A 25,494-nucleotide genomic window follows, 5' to 3' on the forward strand; every position below is an offset into this window, starting at 1 on the left:
CGCTCTCAGCCCTCCGAAACGCCATGCCGTGGCTCGAAGGCGACCTTCGGACCTGAGGCGTGATCCTAGGATGGCGCTCTTATTGCGCCGCAATGTAGCCTTCGCGTGTTCCGCCTCGGGCGAATCTGCCGCGGGCGTTCCGCCCGCCCAGACCTTACGTCGCGTTGGCGCAGGCTCGGTCTCGGGATACCTAGAATGCATACTTGAATCGAGTTTGGAACATAGCTGGCAGATGACGCTCCAAGCGATCATCATTCGCGCCGACGGCGCACTCGCAGAAACGGAAGAAATTCGCCGGAGGGCCTTCGCCCAGGTCTTCTCCGAGGCCGGCTTCGAGTGGCCGTGCGACCGCGAAGGTTTCGCGCTGACGGCAAAGCTCGGCAGCGGCATCTCGCGCATGACTCATTACGTTCGCTCGATCATGCGGGGCAAGCCTGAGACCGAAGACATCTCCCTCCTCATCCAGGCCATGCACCGGCGTGCCTCGAAAGTATTCGGCGAACTCCTGTCGACCGCTGCGCTTGAGCCCCGTCCTGGGATTCGCGATCTCATCATCGCTGCGCGCAACGATGGTTTGAAACTGGTCCTGGTCTCGCTTCTTGAACCCCGAGACACCGAATGCCTGCTGACGACGCTGCTCGGCGATCGCGGGCGCTGCTTGTTCGATCTCGTCGTCTCGGGCGACAAAAGTGGCAAGGGGGAATGCGATCGGCTCTATGCAGATGCACTTTCGGCCCTCGATATCGATTCCAAGCACTGTCTTGTCATTGAAGGCGGACGCCGCGGCGCTCTTGCCGCCCAAGCATCGGGCTTCTCGGTCATTACAACACGAAGCGCCTTCTGCCGTGAGAGCCCGGCGTTCAGCGAAGACTCCGTCTTCGTCGATGATCTGACGAAACTTTTGCCTGCGAGCGACCGCAATCCCTACGATCCTTTGACCGCCGAGGACCGGGCGGATCTTCTGGCAGCTATATATCGTCTGCACGCCAACAATTGCTGCGGATTGACCGGACTGGATTGGAGCGACGAGATGAAGGTCTCGGATATTCTGAAAACCAAAGGCACGGCCGTCAAAACAATCGAGGCCAATGCCACGATGCGCGCCCTCGCCCACAAGTTCAGAAAAGAGCAGGTTGGCGCGATGCTGGTGCTCGACGACAAGGGCGGTCTTCAAGGTATTATTTCCGAGCGGGATTTGGCACGCGGCGTCGACGAATACGGCATGGACTTGCCGCAGATGCGCGTCGCGAACCTGATGACGCGTTCGGTGGTCACCTGCGCGCCCGAAGACCGCGTTTCGGTCGTCGCCAGCATCATGACCCAGCAGCGTATCCGCCATTTGCCGGTCGTCGTCGACGGCAAGGTCGTTGGCCTCATCAGTATCGGTGACGTCCTGAAGCACCGATTGGACGAGATACAACTGGAAGCCAACGTCCTGAGGGATGTCGCGCGCTCCCGCCGCTAGAAAGTCCTGCTCTCACCAGCTTGCCGCAAGCTCGGCATGGCAAGCATCCCCTATGGTCGATACGAGCTATCTTGATGCCATCAAGCAATTCGAAGGCTATGCCGGCGAAGCGCGATGGGACTACGCCCAGAACACGAATGGCTACGGCACCAAAGCCCGATATGCGGGCGAGGTCATAGATAAAGCCGAAGCCGAGAGGCGTTTTTCTTCCGAGATCCAGAAAGCGGCGGATATCGTCGACAAGTTTGCTCCGGGTCTGGACGACGGCAGCAAGGCTGCCCTGACCTCGCTCACCTACAACGCCGGAACGGCTTGGATGCAGAGTGGTCTTGGCCAAGCCATCGCCAGTGGCGACCTGGACAAAGCGAAGTCGCTCTTTCTTCAATACAACAAGGCCGGTGGCGCGACACTGGACGGCCTGGTGCAAAGACGGCTCCAAGAGGTTGCCTGGTTTGGCCAAGGCGTTCCGGCGACACAGGGTGTAAGCGCCGGTTTTGCGGCTATGGCTTCCGCAGCCAGTGCATCGGCAGTTTCGCAATCATCGCCGATAACGTCGCCATCCATGAGAACGGCCTATCGCCCCGCAACGATCGCCTCTCATATGTCGGCAGATTCGTCGCCTCAGAACTTCCCGACCCTGGGCAGCGATCAAATGCTGCTGAGCCTTCTGTCGAAGATGGCGCAGCAAAACGGCGCCGACAATCGCAGCTCCGACGACAAAAAATCAAATCGCGATTCCAACGAGTCGTCCCGGATGCCGCAAGCGTCTCCTCGGGTCGGCTGAGCCGCGCGGTGTCATCTGCTAAAGATGGCCGCGATCACCATAACGAGTAGCGCACCCGCAAACACGCCTGCACCGATGCGGAACAGGGCAGTTTCGCGCTGAGCCTGTGCTTTTCGCCTGCGCTCTTCGCCATTTCCGACATTCGCACTGCCAGCCTGGAGTCGCGAGGCTGCCGTCACGAAGGCGCTTTCCATCAGCATGCGCAACTCAGGTGAGGTTGCCATGACTTGCGGATTGACTTGAGCGAGCGGCACGGCATCCTCGGCGCGAAACGCGGCCTCTGCCTCAGCGTACTGAACGGCGACGCGATTCGGCGTGGCTTGAGCTTCGCCCGCTGCCTTTTGGCCCTCGGCCGTAGTCGCCATTTGCTCCTTCGGCGCAATCACGGAAGCATCCAGCTGTTCGTCCAGCAGAGTGAGAAGAATGGATGATACCGCCTTGTCATTATAGGAGAGAGGCGTCGGCGCGGGTTGCGGTTGCTGCTGTTTTGCCTGCTGGGAAGGCCGGTCGCGATTCTGGAGGAGCTGCCGCTCGCTCTGCAGCAGCACCTCTTCGGTGATCAAACGCCCTATGCTTTCCGTCGAATTTACCATTGCGCTGCGCTCCTTATCGGAAGGTCACATCGATGGTTTCCCGGCTGTGCCGGACGCAGTCTAACGCTGATGCCGGTTGCCGCCACTTTGCAACGTCTGTGATAGATATCCGAAGACGTCCTCTACGGGTGGATCGTCGAGATTTTGCTTTATCGCTTCGTAAACGCGCGGCACGATTTCCATCGCTCGATCGAGGACCGCATCGCTCCCGCTCTTGTAGCCGCCGATGGCCCGGAGATCTCGCGTGTCCTCATATCTCGCAATGACTTCAATCAGCTGCGTGACGAACTGCGCCTGATTCTTAGTTCGGATCTTGGGCGCCAAACGCGAAAGCGAGGCGAGCGGATCGACGGCGGGCAGACGGCCTTGGCTCGCGATACCGCGGTCCAGGACGATATGACCATCCAGAATGCCCCGCGTGGTATCGGCGATGGGATCGTTATGGTCGTCTCCGTCAACGAGGACCGAGAGAATAGCCGTAATGGTCCCCGCACCCTCTTCGCCCGGCCCCGCCCGCTCCAGCAAACGCGGAAGATTGCTGAACACGCTCGGCGGATAGCCGCGCGCGACGGGAGGCTCATCCGCCGCCAGCGCAAGCTCCCGCATCGCATGGGCATAGCGCGTGAGAGAATCAATGATGAGGAGGACGTTCTGACCCCGGTCGCGGTAGTATTCGGCGATGCACATCGCGGTCGCCGGCGCGAGCCGACGCATCATCGGGCTTTCATCCGAAGTCGACACCACCGATACAACCCGGGACCGCGTCTCACCGAGGGTGTCATCGAGGAAATCACGAACCTCGCGGCTGCGCTCGCCTACCAGCGCCAGAACGGTGACGTCGCAGGACGGCGCCCGGCTGAGCATCGCGAGCAGCGTGGACTTTCCGACGCCGGATCCCGCGAAGATCCCAAGCCGCTGGCCTGCGCAAATCGGTGTGAAAAGATCGATCGCCTTGACGCCGGTGATAAGTGGGGTTCCGAGCCTGCTGCGCCTCAGCGGCGACGGCGGCGTGCCTTGAATTGCGAATGCGCGCTCGCCGCGCACGAGCGCATCGCCACCATCGATCGGTTCACCCAAAGCATTGATCGTCCGGCCCAGCCAAGACTCATGGGGAGACAAGGTCATCGGCCCGGTCATCGTGGTCACGCGGGCGCCGAGTTCGATGCGATGATCTGCGATGAACGGAGTGACATTGATCGTGTCCGCCTCGATCGTCGCGACTTCGGCCAGGACCGTTCCTCCGAGCCCGTAAATCGAAACAGCATCTCCGATCGAAACGAACTTCGACAGGCCGGAAACGACGAGAAATGTGGTGCTGATGCGAACGACCCTGCCCGAGACGCGGTGCGCGGGCGAACGCGCTGCGGCGGTAGCAACCAACAAGTCCAATCGATCGAAAGGTGTGGCCGCGGCAGTCTCGAGCACGGCGTACCTCTACCTTCCCGGCGCTTGCGGCACGTAAGTGGACCGCCGCGAAAAAATTGGCATCAAACGCCCGACAACGCTTTGATCGCGTCCTGCATCGAGTTTTCAGTATCGCTCATCATCGTGCTTACAGCCTGGAAATTGCGCTGAATGGTGATGAGATGCGTCATCTCCAGGATCGGATTGACGTTCGATTTCTCGACGTACCCTTGCGCCACTCCGTTATGAAGAAAGTCCAGCTCGGCTATCGGCGGCAGATCCGAAGTCACCGACACGCCGGCCCCGCGCGTGAGCTTGGCGCCCTCGGGCATGCGATAGAGCCCCAACGCGCCGAGATTGTTGCCCGCCTGCTCGATCGTGCCCGCTTTGTTGATCACGGGCGGAGGATCGTTGGGGTTGAGCTGCACGGGCACGCCGCCAGCGTCCAGGACAGGATAGCCCTCGATGGTCGAGAGCATGCCTTCGCTGTTCATCTGCATGCGCCCGTCTCTTGTATACGCAATGCCGTTTGGCGTTTGAATTGCCAGCCACGCTTTACCGCGGATGGCGACGTCGAGAGGGTTTCCGGTGTAGGTGAGTTCGCCGGCCTTGGTCGAGAGATGCGATTCGCCCTTCGAAACAAAGCTCGTTGAGTCGGTGCTCTGCTTCGAAACGAGCTCCTCGAACGACATCTCTTCCGCGCGATATCCGACCGTATTGGCGTTTGCCACGTTGCTTGCAAGTGCATCCAGACGACGCTGAAGCGCCATCTGAGCGGACAACGCCACATATATGTTCGATTGCATGCCGTGAAATCCATCTCACCGCTGTTCGGTGTGTACTTAGGACTAGGCCATCGAACTTGTGGCGGGCTGACTGCACCCCTGCCGGATAGGCGCCCGCGGGCGCCGGAGGGCAAGTCCCGCGCAAGCCAACGCGTCGCTTATGGGTTTGTCGAAATCCGTATTCGGGACGCGCCACGTGACCATTCTCCTCGGTCTAGTAATCACCCTCGTCTGCATGCTCGGCGGGTTCGCCGCGATGGGCGGACACGTCGCCGTTATCTGGCAGCCCTGGGAATACGTCATCATCTGCGGCGCAGCGCTCGGCACGTTTGTCGTTGCGAACCCGATGAAAACGATCAAGGACGTGGGTAAATCGATCGTCGAAGCGTTCAAGAACGGAACGCCGACCGCGGAACAGCAAATCGAATTGCTCGCCCTCCTCTTCTTCATGATGCGCGAGTTACGCGACAAATCACGCGCCGAAATGGAGATGATCATCGATTCGCCAGGCGAGGCTGAGGTCTTCAAGCGCTCGCCGAAGGTGCTCTCGAACGAAGAGTTGACGACTTTTATCTGCGATTACTTCCGCCTAATTATCATGGGTAATGCGCGCACCCATGAAATCGAAGCGTTGATGGATGAAGAGATCGAGACGGTCCGCCACGACAAGCTGAAAGCCTATCACGCGCTGGTGGCGGTTGGTGATGGGCTTCCGGCTCTCGGCATCGTCGCGGCGGTTCTCGGCGTCGTGAAGGCCATGGGTGCGATTGATCAGTCGCCGGAAATCCTCGGCCATCTCATCGCTTCAGCCCTCGTCGGCACGTTCGCTGGTATCTTTTTCTCGTATGCGGTGATTGGCCCGATCGCCACAAAGGTGAAAATCGTTCGCGATAAGAATTTGCGTGCCTATGTGATCGTCAAGCAATCGCTGCTTGCCTTTATGAACGGCGCGATGCCTCAGGTCGCGATCGAGCACGGCCGAAAAGCAATCTCGGCATACGAGCGCCCGACCATCAACGATGTCGAAGCGGCAACCATGGGCGGGGGCGCAACACAGGATAGAAAGGCGGCGTAGATGACATCGCGAGCGCCTTCTTTTTCCAATCGTAGCGAAGTCTTTTTCGAGCGGCCGCCGGAATGGCATCATGCAGGATGATGCTCTGATGACCGCCGCCGAATCGCTGCACGAAGCTGAAAAATCGCTCGAACGCGCACTTTCTGCCGGACACAACCGGCCCGATCGGCTGCCTGGCCTGCAGATGATCTTCGGCCAACTGCCGCGGATAATGACCGATGAGCTTGAAAGCTTGTCTCCGCTGCCGGTGAAAGTGCATCTGCTCGAGCTATTCGCGTCTACGATCGCCGACACGTGCATGTTGCCGCCCGGCGCCTTCGCTGGCGTGGTACGCGCTGAGCGTTGGCGCAGCTGGCTTTATTTCATGACGGATCCAGCGGCGACTTTGCTGTTCGTCGAAGCTGCGACGGGCTGCGAAGCAATCTCGCCCGCTGCACTGGCGCCGCGCAAGACGACGCGCACCGATGCCAACGTGCTGCGCGTTCTCTTTCGGCGTGTCGCGCGCTCCTTGTCTTCGGCGTTCTCTATTCTTGCGGATATCGAATTCGACGTAGGTGACGTCGTCGAAAAAATTGAGCTGGAGCCCAACCTCGGGCCGACATCTCCGGTTATCGCAGCACGGCTGTCGCTGGATTTCGATGGTCACATCGGAGCTCTCACACTGGTGATTCCGCAGGCCGCGCTGGAATCGATACGTAATCTCCTCGTGTCTGCGTCCCCAGGCGAGGCGTCGAATGCGTCGCCTTCTGCACATGCCGAGGAAGATCCGGCTTGGTCGCGCCAGCTCGCCGAGGAAATTGCCCGCGCCTTCATCGAGGTGAATGGGGTGCTTGAGGAGCGTCCGATCTCGCTGAATGAGGTCCGACGATTCGCAGTGGGATCGGTGATCGAACTGCAGATGGCCTCGATGTCGCGGGTTCGCCTCGACGCGGACGAGAACCCGCTGTTTTGGTGCGAGCTTGGAAAACGCGAAAATGGCCTCATCCTTCGCGTCGAGGAAGAATTTGATCAGCAACGGGAGGCGGTCGATGAATTTTATGGTCTCTGATGTCGATCAACCTCAAGCCTGCGGCAGGATTCGTCGGGCACAATCAACTTCGAAAGTACTAGAGCAAGGAAACGGGCGGTCATGATGCCGAGCGACACCAACCAGGCGGAAGACGTTCCGGAAGGGACGGAAACCGGCTTCGAACAGGCGATCTCAGGACCCGGCGATTTTGGCGAATCGCAGCTTGCGGGCTTCGAAGGTTCAGAGCCCGAACTCCCTCAAGGCGGAACGGAACCTGGCGGATCGAGCGGCGACTTCGGCGAGAACAGCGCAATGATCATGGGTCTTCCCGTGATGATGAAAGTCGTTCTCGGCTCAGCCAAGATGCCAGTCGCGACCCTCGCGAAGCTCGCTAAGGGTTCGGTTGTCAAGCTCGATAAAATGGTCGGTGATCCCGTCGACATACTTGTGAACGGACGCCTCATCGCCAGGGGCGAAGTCGTAGTTCTCAATGAGGGAACGTCACGTTTCGGCGTCGTGCTCACCCAGGTCGGATCCCCCGCCGGCGCGGCGAAGTAGTAGGCATAACAGTTTTTAATGCGAGAACCGTTCTACATGGCATCCGGACACTCGCGACCATTATCGGGACCCGAGAAAGTCGGCGTACTTCTTCTCGCGCTGGGGAAGCAGCGCGCGAGCGGCCTGCTGAAAAAATTCAATCCGGAAGAGCTGAATATCCTCGTTCGCTCCGCGGAAGTTATGCCGACGATTTCGGCGGCGGAACTCGAAGAGATCGTCGAAGAATTTGAGGCGCAGTGCGGGCAAGGCACACCGTTCCTGGGCCGTCCGGAAGACGTGCGCCGCCTCGTAACGGATGTGATCACCGAGAACCGTTCATCGGGTGATCCGAACGATCAATTCGTCACTCGGCAGGATATCTGGGGTCAGTTGGCCGCTCTGCCCGACGATATCCTTTGCGCTCATTTTCAGAACCAGTCGCCGCAGGTTGCGGCCTACTATTTGGATCGTCTCGGCAGCGAGCGCGCGTCGACCGTTTTGAAGGCTTTGCCGGTGCCGGTGCGCAATGACCTTCTAAGTCGCATCCTGGGCATGGGGCAGCTTTCGCCTCAGGTTATCGAGGCGCTCGAAAGCGGCCTGCATGAAGAGCTGTTTGATGTCGATCGTCGATCGTCCGACAAATACGTCGCGCTGGCCGGCATTCTCAACAACATGGACAAAGAGGACTCAGCTCAAGCGCTTGAGTTCCTCGCGAGCGTCAAGCCGAAGGATGCGGAAGCCATCCGCAAGATGCTCTTTAAGTTCGAAGACCTCCTGCGACTGCCGGTACGTGCGATGACCGTTCTCATGGATGGCATCCCAGTCGAGCGCACCGTGCTGGCGCTGCAAGGAGCCAGCCCAGAAATTCAGGCAAAAGTTCTGGCAGCTCTGGCGCCGAGAGCCCGCCGCATGGCCGAAGCCGAATTGCAAAGTCCAGCGAACGTTCCACAACGCGACATCGCCGACGCCCGCCGCGCGATCGTCGATTCTGTTCTGCGGCTCTCCGCCGAGGGAGCGATCGATATTTCGGGCACTACTCCGTTATAATTTCACTCCAGGGTCGGGATACCGAACGTGGCGGATAAAGAAAGTCGCACAGAAGAAGCGACACACAAAAAGCTGACCGAGGCACGTGGGGAAGGCAACATCCCCATGTCGCGCGAAGCCACGAATTTCGCATACCTGTTGGCGGCTCTTCTCGTGATCTCGGTTCTCGGTCGCATTTTCTTAGTGCATCTGGCCGATCTCCTGACAGGCCTCCTAGGTAATGTCGGACAGATCCGCATAGAGACGGGCGAAGATCTCTCCATGATCTTCAATGTCGTTTGCGTATCGGCCGCGCTGATCACCGCGCCGATCGTTCTTGCCTTCACTGCAGCAGGTGTTCTTGCGTCCGCGCTTCAGACGACCCCATCGTTGAAGTTCAACCGCATCATGCCGGACTTTTCTCGCATTTCCCTTGCAAAGGGCTTCGGCAGATTGTTCAGCATGTCGGGCACCTTCGAGTTCCTCAAGCTGACGCTGCGGCTGGCGATCATTACGGCTGCCAGTATATCGATCTTGATGTATCTCTGGCACGATTTCACAAACTCCATCTGGAGCGATCCTGCTGGCATTCTTCTGCTCTCGCAGAAGAGCCTTACGATGCTGTTGTCGGTGCTCGCGGTTCTATCGTGCGCCCTGCTGGTCTTCGATCTGCCCGTAACGCACATCCTGTGGCGCCGGTCGCTCCGGATGGCGCCGGAGGAAGTGAAAGACGAGCGCAAGCAGATGGAAGGCGATCCTCACATCAAATCGCGTCAACGCTCGATCGGTAGAGCGCGCATTCGCCAGCGCATGCTGACCTCGGTGCCACGCGCGACACTCGTCATCGCCAACCCGACGCACTTCGCGGTAGCACTTCGCTACGTTCGCTCAGAAGGCGGTGCGCCGAAGGTCGTGGCAAAAGGCCAAGATCTTGTTGCGCTTACGATAAGAAGAATTGCTGAGGAAAATGACATTCCGGTCGTGGAGGACAAGGCTCTCGCAAGGTCCCTATATGCAAAAGTAGAAGTGGATCAGATGATCCCTGTCGAATTCTACAAGGCGGTGGCCCAAGTCCTGCTTCGCCTCCAGGCCCGCAGGAACGGACCCCAACCGATACGCGCTTAAGGGAAGAGCTGTCGATGATTCCAGTCCGAATCGATCATTCGCAAGTTCGCGAAAAAATCCTGGGAGATAGTATTCGAGCCGTGGCGACTGACCTTCGCCTGATCGATCTGCCGGATCTCGTGAGTTATCTCAAGACGGGACAAATCGCGAGCGTCGGTTCTCTGGTGCAATCCTCGATCGAACTCGCATTCAAGCCTGAAACCTTGAGCTTCGGGCATGCCGGCGACGTCTTCCTTGAGTGGGGTGCCCTGCCCCGTGTGTGTCTCGACATGGAATTCCATCACAAGTCGGTGCACGTCTACTTTCGCCTGATGCTCGAGGCCGAAGAGGCAGGTGTCGAGATCACCTACATCACCTTCGAAGGCGAATCGACCGGTCCGGGCTCGAACACGTCGCGGCTGCACGAAGCGCTCGGCGAAGCTCGTATCAACTAGGCGATCGCCGCGGCATCAGGATGCCCGCTGCTGAAGGCAGAAAACCTCCGCTCCAGTCCGACGCAAGGGAGCGGATGCACAATGCCAAGAAGGCCACTCAGGGTTTCTCCATGCAGCCGATGCAACTCTTCGACCTTGCCTTTCGCCAAAACGAATGGCTCGCACAGCGCCAATCGGTGATCTCCTCGAACGTCGCCAATGCGAACACGCCGGGTTACAAGGCGCGAGAGGTTGAAAGCTTCGACGACGCCATGCAAACGGCGATGCCGATGGCGACGACCAACTCTCAGCACCTCGGAGCTGCGCCGTACGGCCCCATCCGCAACGGTGATTCGGGCGGGAAAGCCGAAGTTCTCGTCTCCGGTAACGACGTAAACCTCGAAAAGGAATTTTTCAATTCCGGCGAGGTCATGCGGAGCTACACGCTCAACACGCAGATCCTGAAAACCTTCGATCGCATGCTTCAAACCGTGACCAAGGTATAAGAAAATGAGCGATCCACTCCTGGCCGCGCAGAAGGCCGCCTCGAACGGGCTCTTTGCACAATCGACGCGCATGCGCGTGCTATCCGAAAACATCGCCAATGCCGAGACCACGGGCAAGACGGCGGGCTCCGATCCCTATCAGCGCAAGACGCTCAATTTTCAGTCCGTCTCCGATGAAGAGAACGGGATTGACGTGGTCCAGATCGATGAAATCGGCCGCGACGACGCGCCGTTTCGCACGGAATACATGCCGGGGCACCCCGCCGCCGATGCCAAGGGCTACGTGAAGATGCCCAACGTAGACATGATGACCGAACTCGCCGACATGCGTGAAGCCTCTCGCTCTTACACGGCCAATACGCAGGTCATCAAACAAGTTCGCGAGATCGTATCGATGACCATTGATCTGCTGAGGTCGTAAGAATGAGCCTGAACATCGCCATGCTCTCGCCGGAGCTGAAAAGCGTCACGCGCACGTCGCCGTTGGCAACGGCCACACCGACGGGCGGAACGGCAGGAGTTCCGCATAATGATTTCGCGCAGACGTTGGCCTCCATGGCCACCGACGCTCTGTCTACGCTCAAGAACGGAGAGACCACGGCAATTGCCGGCATGCAGGGCAAAGCTCCGCTGCAGCAAGCCGTCCAGGCCGTTATGCAGGCGGACCAGGCACTGCGCACGGTCGTTGCCGTGCGAGACAAGGTCGTCGGAGCGTACCAAGAAATAAGCCGAATGCAGATTTGAGGTGATGATTCATGAGAGCGCTTTCGATTGCAGCGACCGGCATGGCGGCTCAGCAGACCAACGTTGAGGTCATTGCCAACAACGTCGCTAACATCAATACGACAGGCTACAAGCGCTCCCGCGCCGAGTTCGCGGATCTTCTTTATCAGTCGGATCGCGAGGCGGGCACCCTCGCACGAGACGATGACTCCATCATCCCCGAAGGCAACACCCTCGGCCTCGGTGTGCGCACTGTCGCCATTCGAAAGCTGACGGCGCAAGGTGCTCTCGCCTCGACGAACAATCATTACGATCTTGCATTGAGCGGTCGCGGGTACTTTCAGGTTCAGGGCGAGAACAACGAAATCCTCTACACGCGCGACGGCGCTTTCAACCGGGATCAGAATGGACAGCTGATCACGCTGGAGGGCAATCTCGTAATCCCGAACATCACCGTGCCCTCTAATGCCACCGACCTCGTCGTCAACGCGACGGGTCAGGTCTTCGCCGTCGTCGGCGGTACGCAAACGCAGCTCGGCCAGCTCACTCTTGCGAACTTCGCCAACGAAACCGGACTAGCGCCGCTCGGGGGCAATCTTTTCCAGGAGACAGAAGCATCCGGCGCGCCAAATCTCGGAAACCCTGGCGACACCGGCTTTGCAAAAATCCAGCAGGGCTATCTCGAGAGCTCCAACGTAGATCCCGTGAAGGAGATCACGGAGCTGATCACCGCGCAGCGCGCCTACGAAATGAACTCGAAGGTCATCTCAGCTGCCGATGATATGTATAACGTCATCACGAAGGAAATTCGCTGATGATGGGCCTGCGCGACATCCGGCGAACGATCCTTAGCGGTATGGCGGTATTCGTCCTGCTCGCGTTCCCGGTTGCCGCTTTCGGTGAAGATCCGGGCCGCACGATTTTCGTTCCTCGCGCAGTCATTTATCCCGGTGATGTGCTCACCAACAGCAACCTCATTGAGCGGGAGCTGCTGGTCTCGGCCGACAACCCGCCGGTCTTTGGCGAACACCAGCAGGATCTCATCGGCAAGATCGCCCGCCGCACGCTGCTGCCCGGAGAACTGATTCCCGAAAATGGCATTCGTGCCCAGGATGTCGTGAAGCAGGGCCGCACCTACAAGCTGACCTATAACTCGAAATTCCTCTCGATTGTGGGTCTCGGAGTGCCTTTGCAGTCTGGCTCTACGGGCGAGATCATAAGCGTCCGAAATCCGGAATCCGGGCTCATCATCAAGGCGCGGATCAGGTCCGATCAGACACTTGCGGTTGACGATCAATGAAATTGAGCATCGCAGCTGTCTTTTTTTTTCTAGTCGCGACGTTTGCCGCGGACGCGGCGACGCGCATTAAAGACATCACGGACCTCAAAGGCATCCGCACCAACCAACTCGTCGGGTACGGTCTCGTTGTCGGCCTCAACGGCACGGGCGATACGCTACGCAATACGCCATTCACTCAGCAATCGGTCCAGGCGATGCTCGATCGCATGGGCGTCAATATTCGCGGTTCGAAATATGAGCCCCGCACGCGCAACGTCGCGGCTGTCATGGTGACCGCGGAGCTTCCGGCATTCGCATCCAAAGGATCCCGATTCGACGTCAACGTGTCCTCGATCGGCGATGCGAAATCATTGGCGGGTGGTTCGCTCGTGCTCACGTCTCTAACGGGCGCCGATCAGAAGATCTACGCTGTGGCGCAGGGCCAGATTACCATTTCTGGCTACCTGGCCAAAGGCGCGGCCGAATCCATCACTTCCGGCATTCCGACGCGCGGACGAATTCCCAACGGTGCAATCGTTGAGCAGGATGCACCAGGTGCATTCGACGAGAGCATGCCGCTCGAGTTCGAGCTGCGCAATCCGGATTTCATGACCGCCGTCCGAATAATGGACGTCATTAATGACTTCTCGAAAGGCCGCTTCGGCATGCCGATCGCGCGTGCCAGAGATTGGCAGAGCGTCATGATCCGCAAGCCTGGCGGCATACTCTCGTCACGACTTCTTGCCGAACTCGGCGAGTTGGAAGTCGAGCCGGATCAATCCGCACGCGTCGTCATCGATGAGCGGACGGGCACGATCGTTATCGGCAGTGAGGTCAAGATCTCTACCGTCGCCGTTGCCCACGGCACGATCACCGTTCGCGTCACGGAAACGCCCCAGGTCTCGCAGCCGCTTCCCTTCTCCGAAGGAGGTCAGACGGTCGTCGTGCCCGATACCCAGGTTGACGTGAACGAAGCCGGCGGGAACGTCGCCATTGTTAAAGGTGCGAGCCTCCGAGAACTCGTATCGGCGCTCAATAAAATGGGCCTGAAGCCGCTCGGGATCATCGCCATCCTGCAAACGCTGAAGACGGCCGGGGCCTTGCAAGCGGAGCTGGTGGTTCAATGACGAAATCTATGGTCCGCATTGGAAGTTGGCATAGCGAGGCCGCAATCCTCCTCGCAGCCGGCCTAATCGTCCTTCTGACGAGTGTACGGGTGGCGGATGCAGGAACGCTGAGCAACCAAGTGGTCGGTCCTCCGGTCGATCGGGAGGCTCGCACTCTCGAACTGCACGCAAACCCGCAAGAGACGCCGCCGATCGCATACTCGTTCCGGATTGCTGGAGAAGAGGGCAAGCCTGAGGGAGCCAAGAAGGAAGACGCAAAAGATTCCGATGCGCTCCCGCTGCCGGAATCTTCGGCTCCACCCCTGAGTCCGGCTCAGCAGTATTGCTCCAATATCGTTGACGCGACATCCGCCGCCCAGATCGCCCAGCAGACCAAGAATCTCGACAAAGCGCGCAAGGAAATCGATGATCGCATCGCGCTGTTGAATGCCAAAGCGGAGGTTCTCCAGAAATGGATGAAGCTCCGCGAGGACTTCACCGCGCGCGCCACAGATTCTCTCGTGCAGATCTACAGTAAAATGAAAGCCGACTCGGCTGCCGCGCAGCTCGCAGCCATGGACGAGATGACGTCAGCCGCGATCATTTCGAAACTTGCGCCGAAGGTATCGAGCCCGATCATGGCCGAGATGGCCGTCGAAAAGGCTGCCCGACTATCCGCCGTAATCGCTGGATCCGGCGATCTTGCAATTCAGCCGGAGCGCAAGGTCAATGCCCAGCATTAGCTCGCGAGTATTGGCGCCCGCACTCGCATCGCTTTGCCTGCTTCTGTCGGCCTGCGCTCAGCTGAAAGAAGTAAATCGCGAGCCGACGTTATCTCCCGTGGGAGCTGGGCTCTCGCCGTCGCAAACGGCACATATTGACTTGCCGGTGACCCCTGTTGCCTACCACTCCGGAAACTCGACCTGGCAAGACTCAGGCGCCGATCTCTTTCGTGACGCGCGCGCATTGAAGGTCGGCGATGTCGTGACCGTGAAGATCGAGATCAACGACAAGGCTTCTCTTGACAACAACCTGAAGCGCTCACGCGACGCAAGCGTCGGGCTGAAATCCTCCGCCGACTTCAACTTCGGGTTCGGGGCGTCGGGTCCAACCGGATCGGGAAGTCTCAACGGCAATTTGGATCGGACGACGGCAACAGATTCGAAGGGGACGGTTGGCCGTTCCGAGACCATCAACCTGCTCGTCGCCGCCGTGGTCAGCCAAGTTCTTCCTAACGGCAATCTCGTGATCAGCGGATCGCAGGAAGTCCGCGTGAATTACGAACTTCGCGTGCTGAACGTTCAGGGTGTTATTCGACCGCGCGATATCAATACGGATAACACCATCTCGTATGACAAGATCGCCGAGGCGCGGATATCGTATGGAGGCCGCGGGCGCGTCATGGAAATTCAGCAGCCTCCGTACGGCCAGCAGATCCTCGATATCGTGTCGCCGTTCTAGGCCAAGGTTGGAGAACACCGCCAATGGCAAAGGACAAGAGTGAAAAAAGCGAAGGTTCAGGAGGAATCGGCGGTTTTTTGGTCGCCGTGGTCATCGGACTGCTTCTCGGCGCTGGCGGTGGCGGCGCTTATGGCTATTTCTTACTGCCCGACGCGTCTGCGCCGCCGCCACAAAGCGCAGCGACAGCGGCGCCTGCACCCATACCCGGGCGTTTCCCAAATGACGCGGTCGAACTGGCGATCCCTTCGGTGATCACCGATCTCGAGACCGATCCCAAGATTCGCGCCAGGCTCGACCTCTCTATTATCGTCGCGCACGGCACGCCCGAGACGACCACACTCCTTGGTGAGGTACGCGAAGACGTGATTGCATACCTCAAGGGCTTGACGCTGGCGGATATCCAAGGGGCAAGGGGATTTCAAAACTTGCGAGAGCAACTTGACGATCGGGCAAGGATCAGGGGCCGCGGCGCGATATTGGGACTTCTGATCGGCGGATTGGTTCTCGAATGATTTGGCGGCTTCTCGGCGCCCTCGGGATTTTGGCCCTGTCGTCGCAAGTGGCGTTCGGCCAGACCCTCGATCTTCAATCCCTGTTTCCGTCGGGGGATGCCAGCGTCTCGGGCCGCATAGTCCAGCTGCTTGTGGTGATGACCGTGCTTTCGGTCGCACCTGGGCTCCTAATGATGGTCACGTCCTTCGCGCGATTTGCAATCGCGTTTTCGTTTCTGCGCACCGGACTTGGTCTTGGGACCACGCCAAACAATCTCATTATTATAAGTCTGGCGCTCTTCATGACGCTCTTTGTGATGGCGCCGACCTTCCAGGACGCCTGGGACAACGGCGTCAGGCCAATGGTCGAAAACAAGATCAGTCAGCAGGATGGCTATACACGGACAACCGCCCCGTTCCGGACCTTTATGCGGGCAAACGTTCGTGAAAAGGATCTCGCGATGTTCGAGCAGATGTCGGCCGAACGATTCGGCGAGCAGAATAAAGCCGGCCCGGATGATCTTCGGGTGCTGATGCCGGCTTTCATGATTTCCGAGATTCGCCGCGGGTTCGAGATCGGCTTTTTGATAACACTGCCGTTTCTCGTCATAGATCTGGTCGTCGCGACCATCATGACGGCGATGGGCATGATGATGATGCCGCCGACGGTCGTTTCTCTCCCATTGAAGGTGCTGTTCTTCGTTCTTGTCGACGGCTGGAGCCTGCTTGTCGGAGCTCTTGTGAAATCGTTCGTCTAGCAACCCGAGAGGATGCCTCTCGCGTCTTCTCCGAAAGAATTAACGGATGGGGCCCAAAAATTAACCACTAAGAAACGACTCTCCGGTATCCCTCAACTGATGACAGGGTGGCAGCTAACAACCGCGCCACAGGCATGAAGCCGATCTGTCAAGCCGGAAGACCCGGCATGTCCCAGTGGCGTCTGTGCTGAGTGAAGGACAAGGGACATGGGCATGAGCAGTATTAATACCAACATTTCCGCAATGACCGCGCTGGAATCGCTCCGCGCGACGTCCAAGGATATGCTGACTACGCAGAACCGAATTTCGACCGGCCTGAAGGTCGCGGGCGCTTCGGACAACGCAGCTTATTGGTCGATCGCGACCACGATGAAATCCGACAACTCGGCGCTTTCGACGGTTCAAGACGCGCTTGGACTGGGCAAAGGCACCGTTGACGTTGCCTACAACGCTATCAACCAGAGCATCGATCTCGTCGGTCAGATCAAGGATAAGCTCGTTGCGGCGGCATCGCCGGGCGTTGACCGCTCCAAAATTCAATCGGAAATCACGCAGCTCCAGGACCAGCTGAAGGGCATTTCTTCCTCGGCAAGCTTCTCGGGCGAAAACTGGGTCTCCGTCGATTCCTCGACTTCCGGCTACAGCTCCACGAAGACGATCGTGTCGTCCTTCTCGCGCAGCTCGACGGGCACTGTTTCGATCGGCACGATCAGCGTCGACACGTCGACGTCTATCCTGTTCGACAGCTCGACTGCATCGGGCGCCGGCGGCATCCTCGACTCGCAGCGTTCTTCGACGGGCGCTATTGTGACCACGGGCGGCACGTCGGTTATGAACATCGACATCAGCTCGCTGACCGACAGTCCGACCGACCAGGCGACCCTGACGGGCTACATTAAGGGCGTCGATGCGGCTTACCAGTCCATGACCACGGCAGCTACGAACCTGGGCTCTGCTCAGAAGCGTATCGATCTGCAGACTTCGTTTGTCTCCTCACTAATGGACTCGATCAAAACCGGCATATCTCAGCTGGTGGACGCGGACATGAACGAGGAGTCGACTAAGTTACAGGCCTTACAGGTCAAGCAGCAGCTGGGTGTCCAGGCACTCAGTATTGCGAACCAGTCAAGCCAGAACATCCTATCGCTCTTCCGATAGTAGGTTGAGAGCCGGCGCTAGACGCCGGCCTCCATCTCGGCCCAGTCCCGGCACGTTTGAACGGGCCGCCTTCCAGAAACAACGATCCGCCAAGCGGCTGGCTTTCTGGATGGCGGCCCGTCACCTTTGCACAAGGTTCCCTCTCTACCGTCGGCGGTTGAACCTCCCCGACTGGGTCATGAGATGGACTGGCGCAACCAACTTGAGAATCTATACCGCAGCATTCTCGGCCTAGGCCGTCGGCGCCTGACTGCGCTCGGGATTGCAGGCGTCTTCGTTTTCGCCTTGATCACCATCGGAAGTTACTTTGCGTCCCGGTCGAGCTACGAAACGCTCTACGTCGGTCTGACCCCGCCAGATATCAGCCGCATCGGCACCGCATTGTCCGAGGCCGGCATCCCGTTCGAAGCCAGCATCGACGGTACGAAGCTTAGCGTTCCTGTCGGCGAAACCGAGCAGGCGCGGGCGCTCCTCGCCGAAAAGGGCCTGCCGGGAAGTCAGACAGCTGGGTACGAACTTTTCGACAAACTTGGCGCGTTGGGCCTCACTTCGTTCATGCAGGAGGTGACCCGGGTACGAGCGCTCGAAGGCGAGCTCTCACGAACGATCCAGTATTTGAAAGGCGTCCGCGCTGCTCGCGTTCACATTTTTCTCCCTGATCAAAATGCCCTGCGCGTGAAGAAGCAGGCGCCTTCTGCTTCCGTCGTCATTAGAACGGATGTTGCGGGCGACGCCTCCGCCGCACCCGCCATCAAGCATCTTGTCGCTTCGGCAATACCTGAGATGACGCCGGAAGGCGTGCAGGTCATAGGCACCGACGGATCAATTCTTGGCGGCAGCAACGGTGTGGCGGGCGGCGATGCTCCTGTTCAAATGCTGGAACTCGAGAAGACCGTCGCGAAGCAGATCCAAGACAGCGTGCGTCGAACGCTTTCACCTTACCTGGGCATCGACAATTTCGAAGTCAGCGCAATGGCGCGGCTGAATATCGACAAGCACGAGACGACCGAAACGAAATACGACCCGGACAGCAAGGTCGAACGTTCGACGCGCTTCATCAAAGAGGCTCAGAGCTCTCAGGATGGGAGCGGCAAATCGAACGTGAGCGTGCAGCAGAATATTCCGAACGAGCAGACGAATACCAAGGATCAGACGAAACGCGCTCAGGATCGCAAGGAAGAGACGACCAACTACGAGATCAGCTCGAAATCCGCTTCGACGACCAGCGAAGGGTATAAGGTTGACAACATCTCCGTTTCGGTCGTCGTCAACAAGAAGCGCCTGATGGACGCGATTGGTAAGGATGCCAAGCAGGAAGATGTCGATAAGCAGGTCGCAGAGATCGAAAAGATTGCTTTGTCGGCGGCAGGGATCGACACGCAGCGCGGAGATAAGATCAGCGTCGCTGCTGTGGACTTCGCGCCAACCCCGTTTGAGTCGGACAGCTCCGGTTCGTGGGCGCCGCTTCTACTTGGCCTCGCTGGCACGGGCATCAAGTCGCTGACGATCCTTCTGGTGGCGGCTATCGTCGTCATGGCGGGCTTCAGACCCGTGATGCGCACGCTTCTGTCGGGCGGCACCACCGCTATCGAGGATTCAAGCGCCACGGCATCGATCGCAGCGCCGATGGCTGCGATCGCGGGATCTGGCCCGGCTCCGATCGACATGCCTGAGATGGCGTCCCCGCTACTTGAACCTGGGGCCAATCCCTTCGACGGCAGCATGCCCATGGCAAGCGCGTTTGGAAACGATTCGCCGTTTGGACGATCACTGACTCTCGGCCCCGTCGAAAAGCTTAGTGCGATCCTCGATCGGGATGAAGAGCAGGCGACTGCAATCATGAAGCACTGGGTTAAGAACGGATGAGGCCGCGGCTGCACAGTCCCGCGTTTTCTCTCCTGGCCGATTTCGACCGCGCCAACGCACCCGAGGCAGAGCCCGATATCGATGCAATGGTGAAAGCTGCATACGACGACGGCTTCGACAAAGGGCGCGCCGAAGGGAGAGCGGAAGCTGAAAAGGACGCCGAGCAGCTTCTCCTCGAAGCCGCCGTGCGTCATGTCCACGATCTTGAGCAGGAGAAGCAAACGTGGCAGCACGATTGCGCCGACGTTCTTGCCGATCGATTGCAGAACGTCACGGAACAGCTGTCGCGAAGGCTGGAAGAACGGATTGCCGTCTTATTGCGCCCTTGGCTAATTGACCGGCTTCGCGAACGCGCGCTATCGGATCTCGAGAAGGCGATCTCACGCGCGCTCGCCGAAGGCGCAAAAGTGCACATTGAGGCGCCCGCCGAGATCATCGCGCGCCTCCAGGATACGCTTCCTGCGCAATCTTTCCATATCGGCTTTTCGGAAAGTGCGACCGCGGACATCCGCGCGCACATCGAAGACACCGATATAGAGGTGAACATTTCGGCGTGGATCGCCGATCTTGAGGCCGCCGCACATGAGTAAGGACCAGCACGACGTATCATCCCAGCCGCTCGTCATCGTACGGCGTCGACGCAATACCGATGAAGCCCACCACGGTGGCGTCTGGAAGATCGCGTATGCCGACTTCATGACGGCCATGATGGCGTTCTTCCTCGTCATGTGGCTGGTGAATGCTGCTGATAGGAAAACGATCGTCCAGGTTGCTGCTTATTTCAACCCGATGCGCCTGACCGACCGCATCGAGTCTCCAAAAGGGATCGAAGACCTCACCGAAGAGCAAGCAAAGCCTTCGGATGAAAAAGGCAAGAAGGGCTTCGAAAAAGAACACCCCGACGACAAGAAGAAGAAGCAATCCGACCACTCCAGCAAACAAGATAGCGGCAAAGCCAACGATGACGCGGGCCAAGTATCGAGCTCGGGTTCAGGCGGGAAGAGCGCCGAGGCTGCCAAAGAACAAGCGCTTTTCAATGATCCCGGCGACCTTCTTGACAAGCTTGCCGACCAAGCGCGCGCCAGCCAGCCTTTGACGGCAGCTGCAAGCCCGTCTGACGGCAACGTCAGCGATCCGTTTGATCGCACGAACAGGCGAGCCGGAAAATCCGAGGAGATTTTGAAGCCTGGACCGCAGGCCGCGCCGGTCGTCCCTGAAAAGCAATCCAAAGCGTCGACCGCGATGCCGGGCGTCAATGACAAACCTGCGCCTCAGGATCAATCCCATAAGGCTGCCGCAGATAGCGCTTCCGATCAGTCCAAGCAGCAGATCGTCGTGCCGAAGCCGACGCCGATGGCGCTCGATCAGACCAAGAAGGAAGACAAGACGCACGACAAGGACGAAGACGCCAAGAAGCTGAACGATGACATCAGCAAGGCCGTCGCGGACCTTGGGCGCGACCTTCCGAAGATCGATGTCAAGGCGACCTCCGAAGGAACTCTCATCAGCCTCACCGACGATGCGAACTTCGGCATGTTCGAGGTGGGCTCCGCGAAGCCTAGGCCAGAACTCGTTTTGGTCATGGAAAAAATCGCGCAGTTGTTGAGCGGAAAGCAGGGTCAACTCGTGATCCGCGGTCACACGGATTCGCGGCCCTTCAGGAACGGCGCCTACGACAATTGGCGGTTGTCCGCTGCCCGCGCGCAGATGGCTTACTACATGCTTCAGCACGGCGGCATAGATGAAGGGCGTGTGATCGCCATCGAAGGGCGCGCAGATCGCGATCCCAGAATTCCGGGCGACACTCTTGCGGCTGCCAATCGCCGGATCGACATCCTCATCAAAGGCGAGAAAAAATGAAACGAATAGCGCTGATTGCTGCAGCGTTGTTCGTGGTGTTGGCCGCCGCTTTCGGCGGCTATGCCTTTTACTTTCGGCCGTCCTTCATCTTCGGCGCGCCACAAGCCGACGCTGTCGCCGCCACTACTCAAGATGCGCAGGGAGACCAGCCGAAGAAGGAAGGCAATCCGCAAAGCGCCCAGAATGCCCGACATCTTGTCGAGCAGCTTGGCAGGATCCAGGATCAAATCATCCGAGGCGACCGCGCAGCGCTGGCGGATCAGGCACGGCTGTTGAATGAAATTGCGCGCGTTGTTCGAACTTTTGAGCCGGAAGATTGGAAGATCAACGTCAACGTTCGCACAACGTTGCTTTACGTGCTGAGCGGCGGCGACGCCCGCGTTCTGAGTCCCTTGGCGGACGACGACACGGCGAGTGATGCCGATAAACGTCTGGCCAATGGCATAATGAGCTTCGCGGAAGGCAGATCCAAAACTGCCCGCGAGGTCCTAGAAAATGTCGACCCACGCTCCCTCGATGTCAGCTTGGTCGGTCCGTTCGCGCTGGCGCGAGCATCGCTGTACATTACGGAAGATCATGTCCGCGCCATCAATCTTTTGGACGAGGCAAGGCTCGCGATGCCCCATACGGCGATCGATGAAGCGGCTGCGCGACGTGAAATTCCGCTCCTCGTCGGCGCGGGAGATAGCGAGCGAGCAATGATGCTCGCGATCAGCTATGTGCGGGAGTTCGGCAGATCAATTTACGCTTGGAAGATGTTCCGCGAATTTTCGAAGGCTGTCGCCAAGCGCCCGGAGCTCGATAGCGCCTCCACCGTGGATCGGATCGCGCACGCCCTAGACGAAAAGGATTTAGAAGCATCACCCGAATTGTTCGTCGATTTGGCTGGCGAAGCATTGATGCAAGGCCGCTTGACGTTGACGAAAGCCGCTGCAAGCGAGGTTTTGTCCATTCAAAGCGCATCGCCCGCCAATCGGGACCGAGCTCGTCTTTATCTAGCTGCCGCGCAGGCGCCCTCGGATGCTGCGGGAAACGCGCTGAAGGCCCTGGATCAGATTGCAGCCGATCGGCTGTCCGAAGATGACAACGAGATCAGCGAAGTCGCGGGCTTCATCGCAAAGTCGGTCGTGGGAGCGCAATCAATAGCACCGCGCGTGAATAGCGCAGCGGACGGCGCGTCGCCAAAGCCTCGACCGGCGGAAGCTCCGAAAGAAGCGACGGCCATGAAGGCGTCGGCAGCATTGGACGAAGCCGACAAGATTTTGAAGAAAGCAGATGCGATGATTTCGAGGAGTGCGCGATGACGGCGGCGGTTAGTGCTGGTCCAGGCGGGCCGGAAGTTCTCATGCAGACCAAGGTCGGGAGAGCGATACAGCATGGTTCGCGTGGCGGACAGTCTGCGCCCGATAGCAAGGCGGGTTCTGACGATGATGGCGCGCCCGCACCCCGCTTGAAGGAAAATGATTCGAAAGAAGCCCCAGCGAAGATCGACAAGACGGCAACAAGTCGGCGCACCGACGACAAATCGGACGACGACGGCGCGAGCTTCGAAGACACGTTCGAAACCTTGGGGCAGGAGGCGATCAATGAAGCCCCACCTTTGCCGCCAGCAGATCCGGTCCTTCCCAACATTGCGATTGTCCAGCAAACCACGGACGACTCACGGCCATCAAGTGCGCCCTCGGCTGATGTGACTTCCAATATTTCCCAGGTATCCGGCCGTCCAACACCAATGCTCAAACAGGCGAGCATCCTCGCCCTGATGAACGCGAAGGATCGGCTGCTTGCAAACGCAGACAGCGAAAAATTCGCGACAGCCGCGCAGCAGGACGCCGCGCCAACAGATCATCCGACTGATCGGATACAAGCAACGGTCGACCGGCAGGAAACACATTGGAATTTCGCGAACAACGCCATCACGGACTCCCGGCTCGCAGCCGGACCGCTCGTCGGTAATGCACCTTCAGCCGTGCAATCCGCGGCGGTGCTCGCTTCCAATTCGGTCGCAGCGGCTCCGGCCACCAAGAGCGCTAATGCCGAACCGCAGCCATCGTCAGATGCGCAACCTCCGGCGATACCAAACACAGATCTTCCGCCGCTCGCGCTTGGGGGAAATCCTGACGGCTCGGCCGGCGGGAAAGGGACGCAAGATGGCGCACAAACCGCGAAGCAAGCGCTGTCGGATGCAGCTCCTAAGAAGGCTGCCAAGGATGATACGACGCCATCGTTGGATAAGATTTTCTCGACAACGTCCGCAGATCTCCACCCCCAATCCTCTCCAGTGAGCCAGGTGCGCGACGGCATCATCGCCAGCCTCAAATCACCCGATGCGGACCAGAGCCAGAACGTACAGCAGCCGGCGATCCCGACGCGCCCTGCAGCGCCGTCAATGCTGCGCTCGCTCGACCTCACGTTATCACCGCCTGATCTTGGCGCGGTGAAGCTTCACATGAGCCTGAAGGACAATGCGTTGACGATCGAGGCGCAGGCATCCAAGGCATCGACCGCTCAAATGCTGAATGACGATCGCACCAGCCTTGAGAAGGGGCTCCGCGATGCTGGCTATGATATCTCGAGTGTGAAGATCACCGACGCCTCCGCGAGCGCCTCGACGAACTCCAACGGGTGGCAATCGAACGGTTCCCAATCACGCGATAGCGATCAGGCCCGCTCGAGCTTCTCCGGCCGTCAGGAGGGAGACATGCAACGCCGCGATGGGGGAGGTTCATCCTCGGATCAGGCACAGCGCCGCGCGAAAGACACGCGTCCGCAGCCTGCCACTCCCGAAGTCACCAGCGGTCGGTTAGGAAACGCCGTCTATATCTAGGCATTATCAGATGATGCAGAACGAATTGATCGGAGCAGGTTTGCGGGGGCCGTTCGCTCTTGCGCGAGACACAATTGACGAAGAACTCGTCGATCAATGTCCAGGCGCATACGCCCTGGGCTTCATTGATAACATGGGTCGCTTCGCGATTACCTACGTGGGAAGCGCAGGAGAGGATCTCAAATCAAAGCTGCGCGCCCACATCGGTACGGCATCCCAATTCAAGTTCCGCCATTTCACCGATCAGCAAAAGGCGTTCGAAAAGGAATGCGAATTGTTCCACCAGTTCATGCCGCGTGGAAACTTCCTACATCCTAGCCGACCGCAAGGCGCAAATTGGACTTGTCCGCGCTGTCGAAGGTAGCGCGCTGCGCAATGAGACTCAGCACATCGGCCAGCGCCTGATGATAGCCAGCGTGCCAGTAGGCACTCTCTGATGTGTCGTGATCGAGATGCAATTGCGCGTCGAGCTTTTCCGCCCATCGGCCATCGAGCTCCGCGCCAAGGCCCGCAAGACGTAGCCGCAGCACATTGAGATCCGCGCCCGCGAATTCCATTCTCTTCGTCCTCATCGTCGTCGAGCCTGATGTCGGCACGATACGTACAATACCGGACATTCGTGGGAATATCGCGAAGGAAGCCGATTGCATTTTATGCAAATTGCCCTTCAGGGGCCGGCTTTGCGAAGTCGTGCGACGTACCTGTCCATGAGGTCGTTGGCGATCATCATCCGTTGCGTTGCCAAATCCCTAAGTTCTGGCCGGACGCGATCAGGATGGTTTCTCAGCGCGAATTCACGCCTGAGCGACAAGACGTCGTCTTCGGTAGAATTAGAGACGAGGCCCAGTTCGAGTAAGATCTTGTTAGGATCGAGCAAGGATTGTGGGTCGTGCTCGTCTTCCCCATCATCGTCGTAGAGATGCCGAGAAATCGGGAGCGTTTGCGCATTCTCGCCCCGCACATGAAATTTCAACGACCACGCAGCTTCGAGGCTGTTGGGAGAAAGGGGCATCGGTTTCGGCGCGCCACCTGGCCGCTCGTCGAAGCCGAATAAGCGATCAACGATCGTTTCGAAATCGGACGGCAGCGGCGCGCGAGACGGCATGCGTTGGACCAACGGCGCATTGTGAGTTTGTTATTTGATGAATTTACACACGAGAGCTTGCGGTGCGCTGACACCTGAGCCGGGCGATAACACAACGCGAGCTTAAGATCGCCGCATTGACTTCTGCAAGGTCACTGC

The 25,494-nt window shown here is 58.8% G+C and carries 29 protein-coding genes; 24 read left to right on the top strand and 5 right to left on the bottom strand.

Features of this window, described 5'->3' with window-relative positions:
• Nucleotides 1-232 precede the first annotated feature (232 nt).
• Nucleotides 233-1,465, top strand: coding sequence for a CBS domain-containing protein (locus tag EKK30_RS10930; RefSeq protein ID WP_290984598.1), 1,233 nt, complete (start codon nucleotides 233-235; stop codon nucleotides 1,463-1,465).
• Between the two features lie 52 nt (nucleotides 1,466-1,517).
• Nucleotides 1,518-2,249: a lysozyme gene (locus EKK30_RS10935; RefSeq protein ID WP_290984601.1), complete on the top strand. Its 732-nt coding sequence runs from the start codon at nucleotides 1,518-1,520 to the stop codon at nucleotides 2,247-2,249.
• A gap of 11 nt (nucleotides 2,250-2,260) precedes the next feature.
• On the opposite strand, the gene EKK30_RS10940 is transcribed toward EKK30_RS10935, so the two are convergent.
• The 3 genes from EKK30_RS10940 to flgF all read right to left on the bottom strand — a co-directional run bounded on the left by EKK30_RS10940 (nucleotide 2,261) and on the right by flgF (nucleotide 5,052).
• Entirely contained in the window at nucleotides 2,261-2,842 is a 582-nt protein-coding gene (locus EKK30_RS10940) for a hypothetical protein (RefSeq protein ID WP_290984604.1), read from the bottom strand.
• A gap of 60 nt (nucleotides 2,843-2,902) precedes the next feature.
• The gene (locus EKK30_RS10945; protein ID WP_290984607.1) at nucleotides 2,903-4,267 is read right to left on the bottom strand and encodes a FliI/YscN family ATPase; all 1,365 of its coding nucleotides are present in this window, start codon (nucleotides 4,265-4,267) and stop codon (nucleotides 2,903-2,905) included.
• A 62-nt stretch (nucleotides 4,268-4,329) separates the two neighbouring features.
• A complete protein-coding gene (gene flgF / locus EKK30_RS10950) occupies nucleotides 4,330-5,052 on the bottom strand; it encodes a flagellar basal-body rod protein FlgF (protein ID WP_290984610.1) in 723 nt (240 codons plus the stop codon).
• Between the two features lie 175 nt (nucleotides 5,053-5,227).
• Between flgF and motA the strand changes: the two genes are divergently transcribed.
• From motA to EKK30_RS11060, 22 genes are all read left to right on the top strand, one after another.
• Entirely contained in the window at nucleotides 5,228-6,106 is an 879-nt protein-coding gene (motA, locus tag EKK30_RS10955) for a flagellar motor stator protein MotA (RefSeq protein ID WP_290984613.1), read from the top strand.
• A 70-nt stretch (nucleotides 6,107-6,176) separates the two neighbouring features.
• On the top strand, nucleotides 6,177-7,154 hold the full coding sequence (locus EKK30_RS10960; RefSeq protein WP_290984616.1) for a FliM/FliN family flagellar motor switch protein: 978 nt from the start codon (nucleotides 6,177-6,179) through the stop codon (nucleotides 7,152-7,154).
• An 81-nt stretch (nucleotides 7,155-7,235) separates the two neighbouring features.
• Nucleotides 7,236-7,673 carry a flagellar motor switch protein FliN gene (gene fliN, locus EKK30_RS10965; protein WP_290984619.1) on the top strand — a complete coding sequence of 146 codons (438 nt, stop codon included), beginning with the start codon at nucleotides 7,236-7,238 and terminating at the stop codon, nucleotides 7,671-7,673.
• Nucleotides 7,674-7,709: 36 nt separating this feature from the next.
• Nucleotides 7,710-8,699 carry a FliG C-terminal domain-containing protein gene (locus EKK30_RS10970; RefSeq protein WP_290984622.1) on the top strand — a complete coding sequence of 330 codons (990 nt, stop codon included), beginning with the start codon at nucleotides 7,710-7,712 and terminating at the stop codon, nucleotides 8,697-8,699.
• 27 nt (nucleotides 8,700-8,726) lie between these two features.
• On the top strand, nucleotides 8,727-9,803 hold the full coding sequence (locus EKK30_RS10975) for a flagellar biosynthesis protein FlhB (RefSeq protein WP_290984625.1): 1,077 nt from the start codon (nucleotides 8,727-8,729) through the stop codon (nucleotides 9,801-9,803).
• Nucleotides 9,804-9,817: 14 nt separating this feature from the next.
• Nucleotides 9,818-10,237, top strand: a complete 420-nt coding sequence (locus tag EKK30_RS10980; RefSeq protein ID WP_290984628.1) for a hypothetical protein — start codon at nucleotides 9,818-9,820, stop codon at nucleotides 10,235-10,237.
• 110 nt (nucleotides 10,238-10,347) lie between these two features.
• The gene (locus tag EKK30_RS10985; protein WP_290984631.1) at nucleotides 10,348-10,722 is read left to right on the top strand and encodes a flagellar basal body protein; all 375 of its coding nucleotides are present in this window, start codon (nucleotides 10,348-10,350) and stop codon (nucleotides 10,720-10,722) included.
• A gap of 4 nt (nucleotides 10,723-10,726) precedes the next feature.
• Nucleotides 10,727-11,143: a flagellar basal body rod protein FlgC gene (flgC, locus tag EKK30_RS10990; protein ID WP_290984634.1), complete on the top strand. Its 417-nt coding sequence runs from the start codon at nucleotides 10,727-10,729 to the stop codon at nucleotides 11,141-11,143.
• Between the two features lie 2 nt (nucleotides 11,144-11,145).
• A complete protein-coding gene (locus EKK30_RS10995) occupies nucleotides 11,146-11,466 on the top strand; it encodes a flagellar hook-basal body complex protein FliE (RefSeq protein WP_290984636.1) in 321 nt (106 codons plus the stop codon).
• 11 nt (nucleotides 11,467-11,477) lie between these two features.
• The gene (gene flgG / locus EKK30_RS11000; RefSeq protein ID WP_290984639.1) at nucleotides 11,478-12,260 is read left to right on the top strand and encodes a flagellar basal-body rod protein FlgG; all 783 of its coding nucleotides are present in this window, start codon (nucleotides 11,478-11,480) and stop codon (nucleotides 12,258-12,260) included.
• Complete coding sequence (flgA, locus tag EKK30_RS11005; protein WP_290984642.1) at nucleotides 12,260-12,745, top strand: flagellar basal body P-ring formation chaperone FlgA; 486 nt, start codon at nucleotides 12,260-12,262, stop codon at nucleotides 12,743-12,745. Before flgG ends, flgA begins: the two co-directional genes overlap by 1 nt.
• On the top strand, nucleotides 12,742-13,851 hold the full coding sequence (locus tag EKK30_RS11010) for a flagellar basal body P-ring protein FlgI (protein WP_290984645.1): 1,110 nt from the start codon (nucleotides 12,742-12,744) through the stop codon (nucleotides 13,849-13,851). Before flgA ends, EKK30_RS11010 begins: the two co-directional genes overlap by 4 nt.
• Nucleotides 13,848-14,573: a hypothetical protein gene (locus EKK30_RS11015; RefSeq protein ID WP_290984648.1), complete on the top strand. Its 726-nt coding sequence runs from the start codon at nucleotides 13,848-13,850 to the stop codon at nucleotides 14,571-14,573. Before EKK30_RS11010 ends, EKK30_RS11015 begins: the two co-directional genes overlap by 4 nt.
• Nucleotides 14,560-15,291 (top strand): flagellar basal body L-ring protein FlgH, encoded by a 732-nt coding sequence (flgH, locus tag EKK30_RS11020; protein ID WP_290984651.1) that lies wholly within the window; start codon nucleotides 14,560-14,562, stop codon nucleotides 15,289-15,291. The genes EKK30_RS11015 and flgH overlap by 14 nt, the downstream gene beginning before the upstream one ends.
• Before the next feature lie 23 nt (nucleotides 15,292-15,314).
• Nucleotides 15,315-15,803, top strand: coding sequence for a flagellar basal body-associated FliL family protein (locus EKK30_RS11025; RefSeq protein ID WP_290984654.1), 489 nt, complete (start codon nucleotides 15,315-15,317; stop codon nucleotides 15,801-15,803).
• Nucleotides 15,800-16,540, top strand: a complete 741-nt coding sequence (fliP, locus tag EKK30_RS11030; protein WP_290984657.1) for a flagellar type III secretion system pore protein FliP — start codon at nucleotides 15,800-15,802, stop codon at nucleotides 16,538-16,540. The genes EKK30_RS11025 and fliP overlap by 4 nt, the downstream gene beginning before the upstream one ends.
• A 207-nt stretch (nucleotides 16,541-16,747) precedes the next feature.
• Complete coding sequence (locus tag EKK30_RS11035) at nucleotides 16,748-17,698, top strand: flagellin (protein WP_290984660.1); 951 nt, start codon at nucleotides 16,748-16,750, stop codon at nucleotides 17,696-17,698.
• Nucleotides 17,699-17,881: 183 nt separating this feature from the next.
• Complete coding sequence (gene fliF / locus EKK30_RS11040; protein WP_290984663.1) at nucleotides 17,882-19,564, top strand: flagellar basal-body MS-ring/collar protein FliF; 1,683 nt, start codon at nucleotides 17,882-17,884, stop codon at nucleotides 19,562-19,564.
• Entirely contained in the window at nucleotides 19,561-20,154 is a 594-nt protein-coding gene (locus EKK30_RS11045; RefSeq protein ID WP_290984667.1) for a hypothetical protein, read from the top strand. Before fliF ends, EKK30_RS11045 begins: the two co-directional genes overlap by 4 nt.
• Complete coding sequence (locus EKK30_RS11050; RefSeq protein ID WP_290984670.1) at nucleotides 20,147-21,424, top strand: MotB family protein; 1,278 nt, start codon at nucleotides 20,147-20,149, stop codon at nucleotides 21,422-21,424. The genes EKK30_RS11045 and EKK30_RS11050 overlap by 8 nt, the downstream gene beginning before the upstream one ends.
• Entirely contained in the window at nucleotides 21,421-22,728 is a 1,308-nt protein-coding gene (locus EKK30_RS11055; protein ID WP_290984673.1) for a hypothetical protein, read from the top strand. The genes EKK30_RS11050 and EKK30_RS11055 overlap by 4 nt, the downstream gene beginning before the upstream one ends.
• A complete protein-coding gene (locus tag EKK30_RS11060; RefSeq protein WP_290984676.1) occupies nucleotides 22,725-24,251 on the top strand; it encodes a flagellar hook-length control protein FliK in 1,527 nt (508 codons plus the stop codon). The genes EKK30_RS11055 and EKK30_RS11060 overlap by 4 nt, the downstream gene beginning before the upstream one ends.
• Nucleotides 24,252-24,565: 314 nt before the next feature.
• On the opposite strand, the gene EKK30_RS11065 is transcribed toward EKK30_RS11060, so the two are convergent.
• Together EKK30_RS11065 and EKK30_RS11070 are read right to left on the bottom strand one after the other, a co-directional pair.
• Nucleotides 24,566-24,808, bottom strand: coding sequence for a hypothetical protein (locus EKK30_RS11065; RefSeq protein ID WP_290984679.1), 243 nt, complete (start codon nucleotides 24,806-24,808; stop codon nucleotides 24,566-24,568).
• Nucleotides 24,809-24,918: 110 nt separating this feature from the next.
• Nucleotides 24,919-25,356 (bottom strand): molecular chaperone DnaJ, encoded by a 438-nt coding sequence (locus EKK30_RS11070; RefSeq protein WP_290984682.1) that lies wholly within the window; start codon nucleotides 25,354-25,356, stop codon nucleotides 24,919-24,921.
• Nucleotides 25,357-25,494 lie beyond the last annotated feature (138 nt).

Origin of the sequence: Hyphomicrobium sp., from assembly GCF_003987855.1 — a bacterium.
Lineage (GTDB): Bacteria > Pseudomonadota > Alphaproteobacteria > Rhizobiales > Hyphomicrobiaceae > Hyphomicrobium_B.

Bases quoted from the DNA above. Each gene is read 5' to 3' on its own strand.
- EKK30_RS10930 (WP_290984598.1), top strand. From the start codon at position 233: ATGACGCTCCAAGCGATCATCATTCGCGCCGACGGCGCACTCGCAGAA.
- EKK30_RS10935 (WP_290984601.1), top strand. From the start codon at position 1,518: ATGGTCGATACGAGCTATCTTGATGCCATCAAGCAATTCGAAGGCTAT.
- EKK30_RS10940 (WP_290984604.1), bottom strand. From the start codon at position 2,842: ATGGTAAATTCGACGGAAAGCATAGGGCGTTTGATCACCGAAGAGGTG.
- flgF (WP_290984610.1), bottom strand. From the start codon at position 5,052: ATGCAATCGAACATATATGTGGCGTTGTCCGCTCAGATGGCGCTTCAG.
- EKK30_RS10960 (WP_290984616.1), top strand. From the start codon at position 6,177: ATGCAGGATGATGCTCTGATGACCGCCGCCGAATCGCTGCACGAAGCT.
- fliN (WP_290984619.1), top strand. From the start codon at position 7,236: ATGATGCCGAGCGACACCAACCAGGCGGAAGACGTTCCGGAAGGGACG.
- EKK30_RS10970 (WP_290984622.1), top strand. From the start codon at position 7,710: ATGGCATCCGGACACTCGCGACCATTATCGGGACCCGAGAAAGTCGGC.
- EKK30_RS10980 (WP_290984628.1), top strand. From the start codon at position 9,818: ATGATTCCAGTCCGAATCGATCATTCGCAAGTTCGCGAAAAAATCCTG.
- EKK30_RS10985 (WP_290984631.1), top strand. From the start codon at position 10,348: ATGCAGCCGATGCAACTCTTCGACCTTGCCTTTCGCCAAAACGAATGG.
- flgC (WP_290984634.1), top strand. From the start codon at position 10,727: ATGAGCGATCCACTCCTGGCCGCGCAGAAGGCCGCCTCGAACGGGCTC.
- EKK30_RS10995 (WP_290984636.1), top strand. From the start codon at position 11,146: ATGAGCCTGAACATCGCCATGCTCTCGCCGGAGCTGAAAAGCGTCACG.
- flgG (WP_290984639.1), top strand. From the start codon at position 11,478: ATGAGAGCGCTTTCGATTGCAGCGACCGGCATGGCGGCTCAGCAGACC.
- flgA (WP_290984642.1), top strand. From the start codon at position 12,260: ATGATGGGCCTGCGCGACATCCGGCGAACGATCCTTAGCGGTATGGCG.
- EKK30_RS11010 (WP_290984645.1), top strand. From the start codon at position 12,742: ATGAAATTGAGCATCGCAGCTGTCTTTTTTTTTCTAGTCGCGACGTTT.
- EKK30_RS11015 (WP_290984648.1), top strand. From the start codon at position 13,848: ATGACGAAATCTATGGTCCGCATTGGAAGTTGGCATAGCGAGGCCGCA.
- flgH (WP_290984651.1), top strand. From the start codon at position 14,560: ATGCCCAGCATTAGCTCGCGAGTATTGGCGCCCGCACTCGCATCGCTT.
- EKK30_RS11025 (WP_290984654.1), top strand. From the start codon at position 15,315: ATGGCAAAGGACAAGAGTGAAAAAAGCGAAGGTTCAGGAGGAATCGGC.
- fliP (WP_290984657.1), top strand. From the start codon at position 15,800: ATGATTTGGCGGCTTCTCGGCGCCCTCGGGATTTTGGCCCTGTCGTCG.
- EKK30_RS11035 (WP_290984660.1), top strand. From the start codon at position 16,748: ATGGGCATGAGCAGTATTAATACCAACATTTCCGCAATGACCGCGCTG.
- fliF (WP_290984663.1), top strand. From the start codon at position 17,882: ATGGACTGGCGCAACCAACTTGAGAATCTATACCGCAGCATTCTCGGC.
- EKK30_RS11045 (WP_290984667.1), top strand. From the start codon at position 19,561: ATGAGGCCGCGGCTGCACAGTCCCGCGTTTTCTCTCCTGGCCGATTTC.
- EKK30_RS11050 (WP_290984670.1), top strand. From the start codon at position 20,147: ATGAGTAAGGACCAGCACGACGTATCATCCCAGCCGCTCGTCATCGTA.
- EKK30_RS11055 (WP_290984673.1), top strand. From the start codon at position 21,421: ATGAAACGAATAGCGCTGATTGCTGCAGCGTTGTTCGTGGTGTTGGCC.
- EKK30_RS11060 (WP_290984676.1), top strand. From the start codon at position 22,725: ATGACGGCGGCGGTTAGTGCTGGTCCAGGCGGGCCGGAAGTTCTCATG.
- EKK30_RS11065 (WP_290984679.1), bottom strand. From the start codon at position 24,808: ATGGAATTCGCGGGCGCGGATCTCAATGTGCTGCGGCTACGTCTTGCG.
- EKK30_RS11070 (WP_290984682.1), bottom strand. From the start codon at position 25,356: ATGCCGTCTCGCGCGCCGCTGCCGTCCGATTTCGAAACGATCGTTGAT.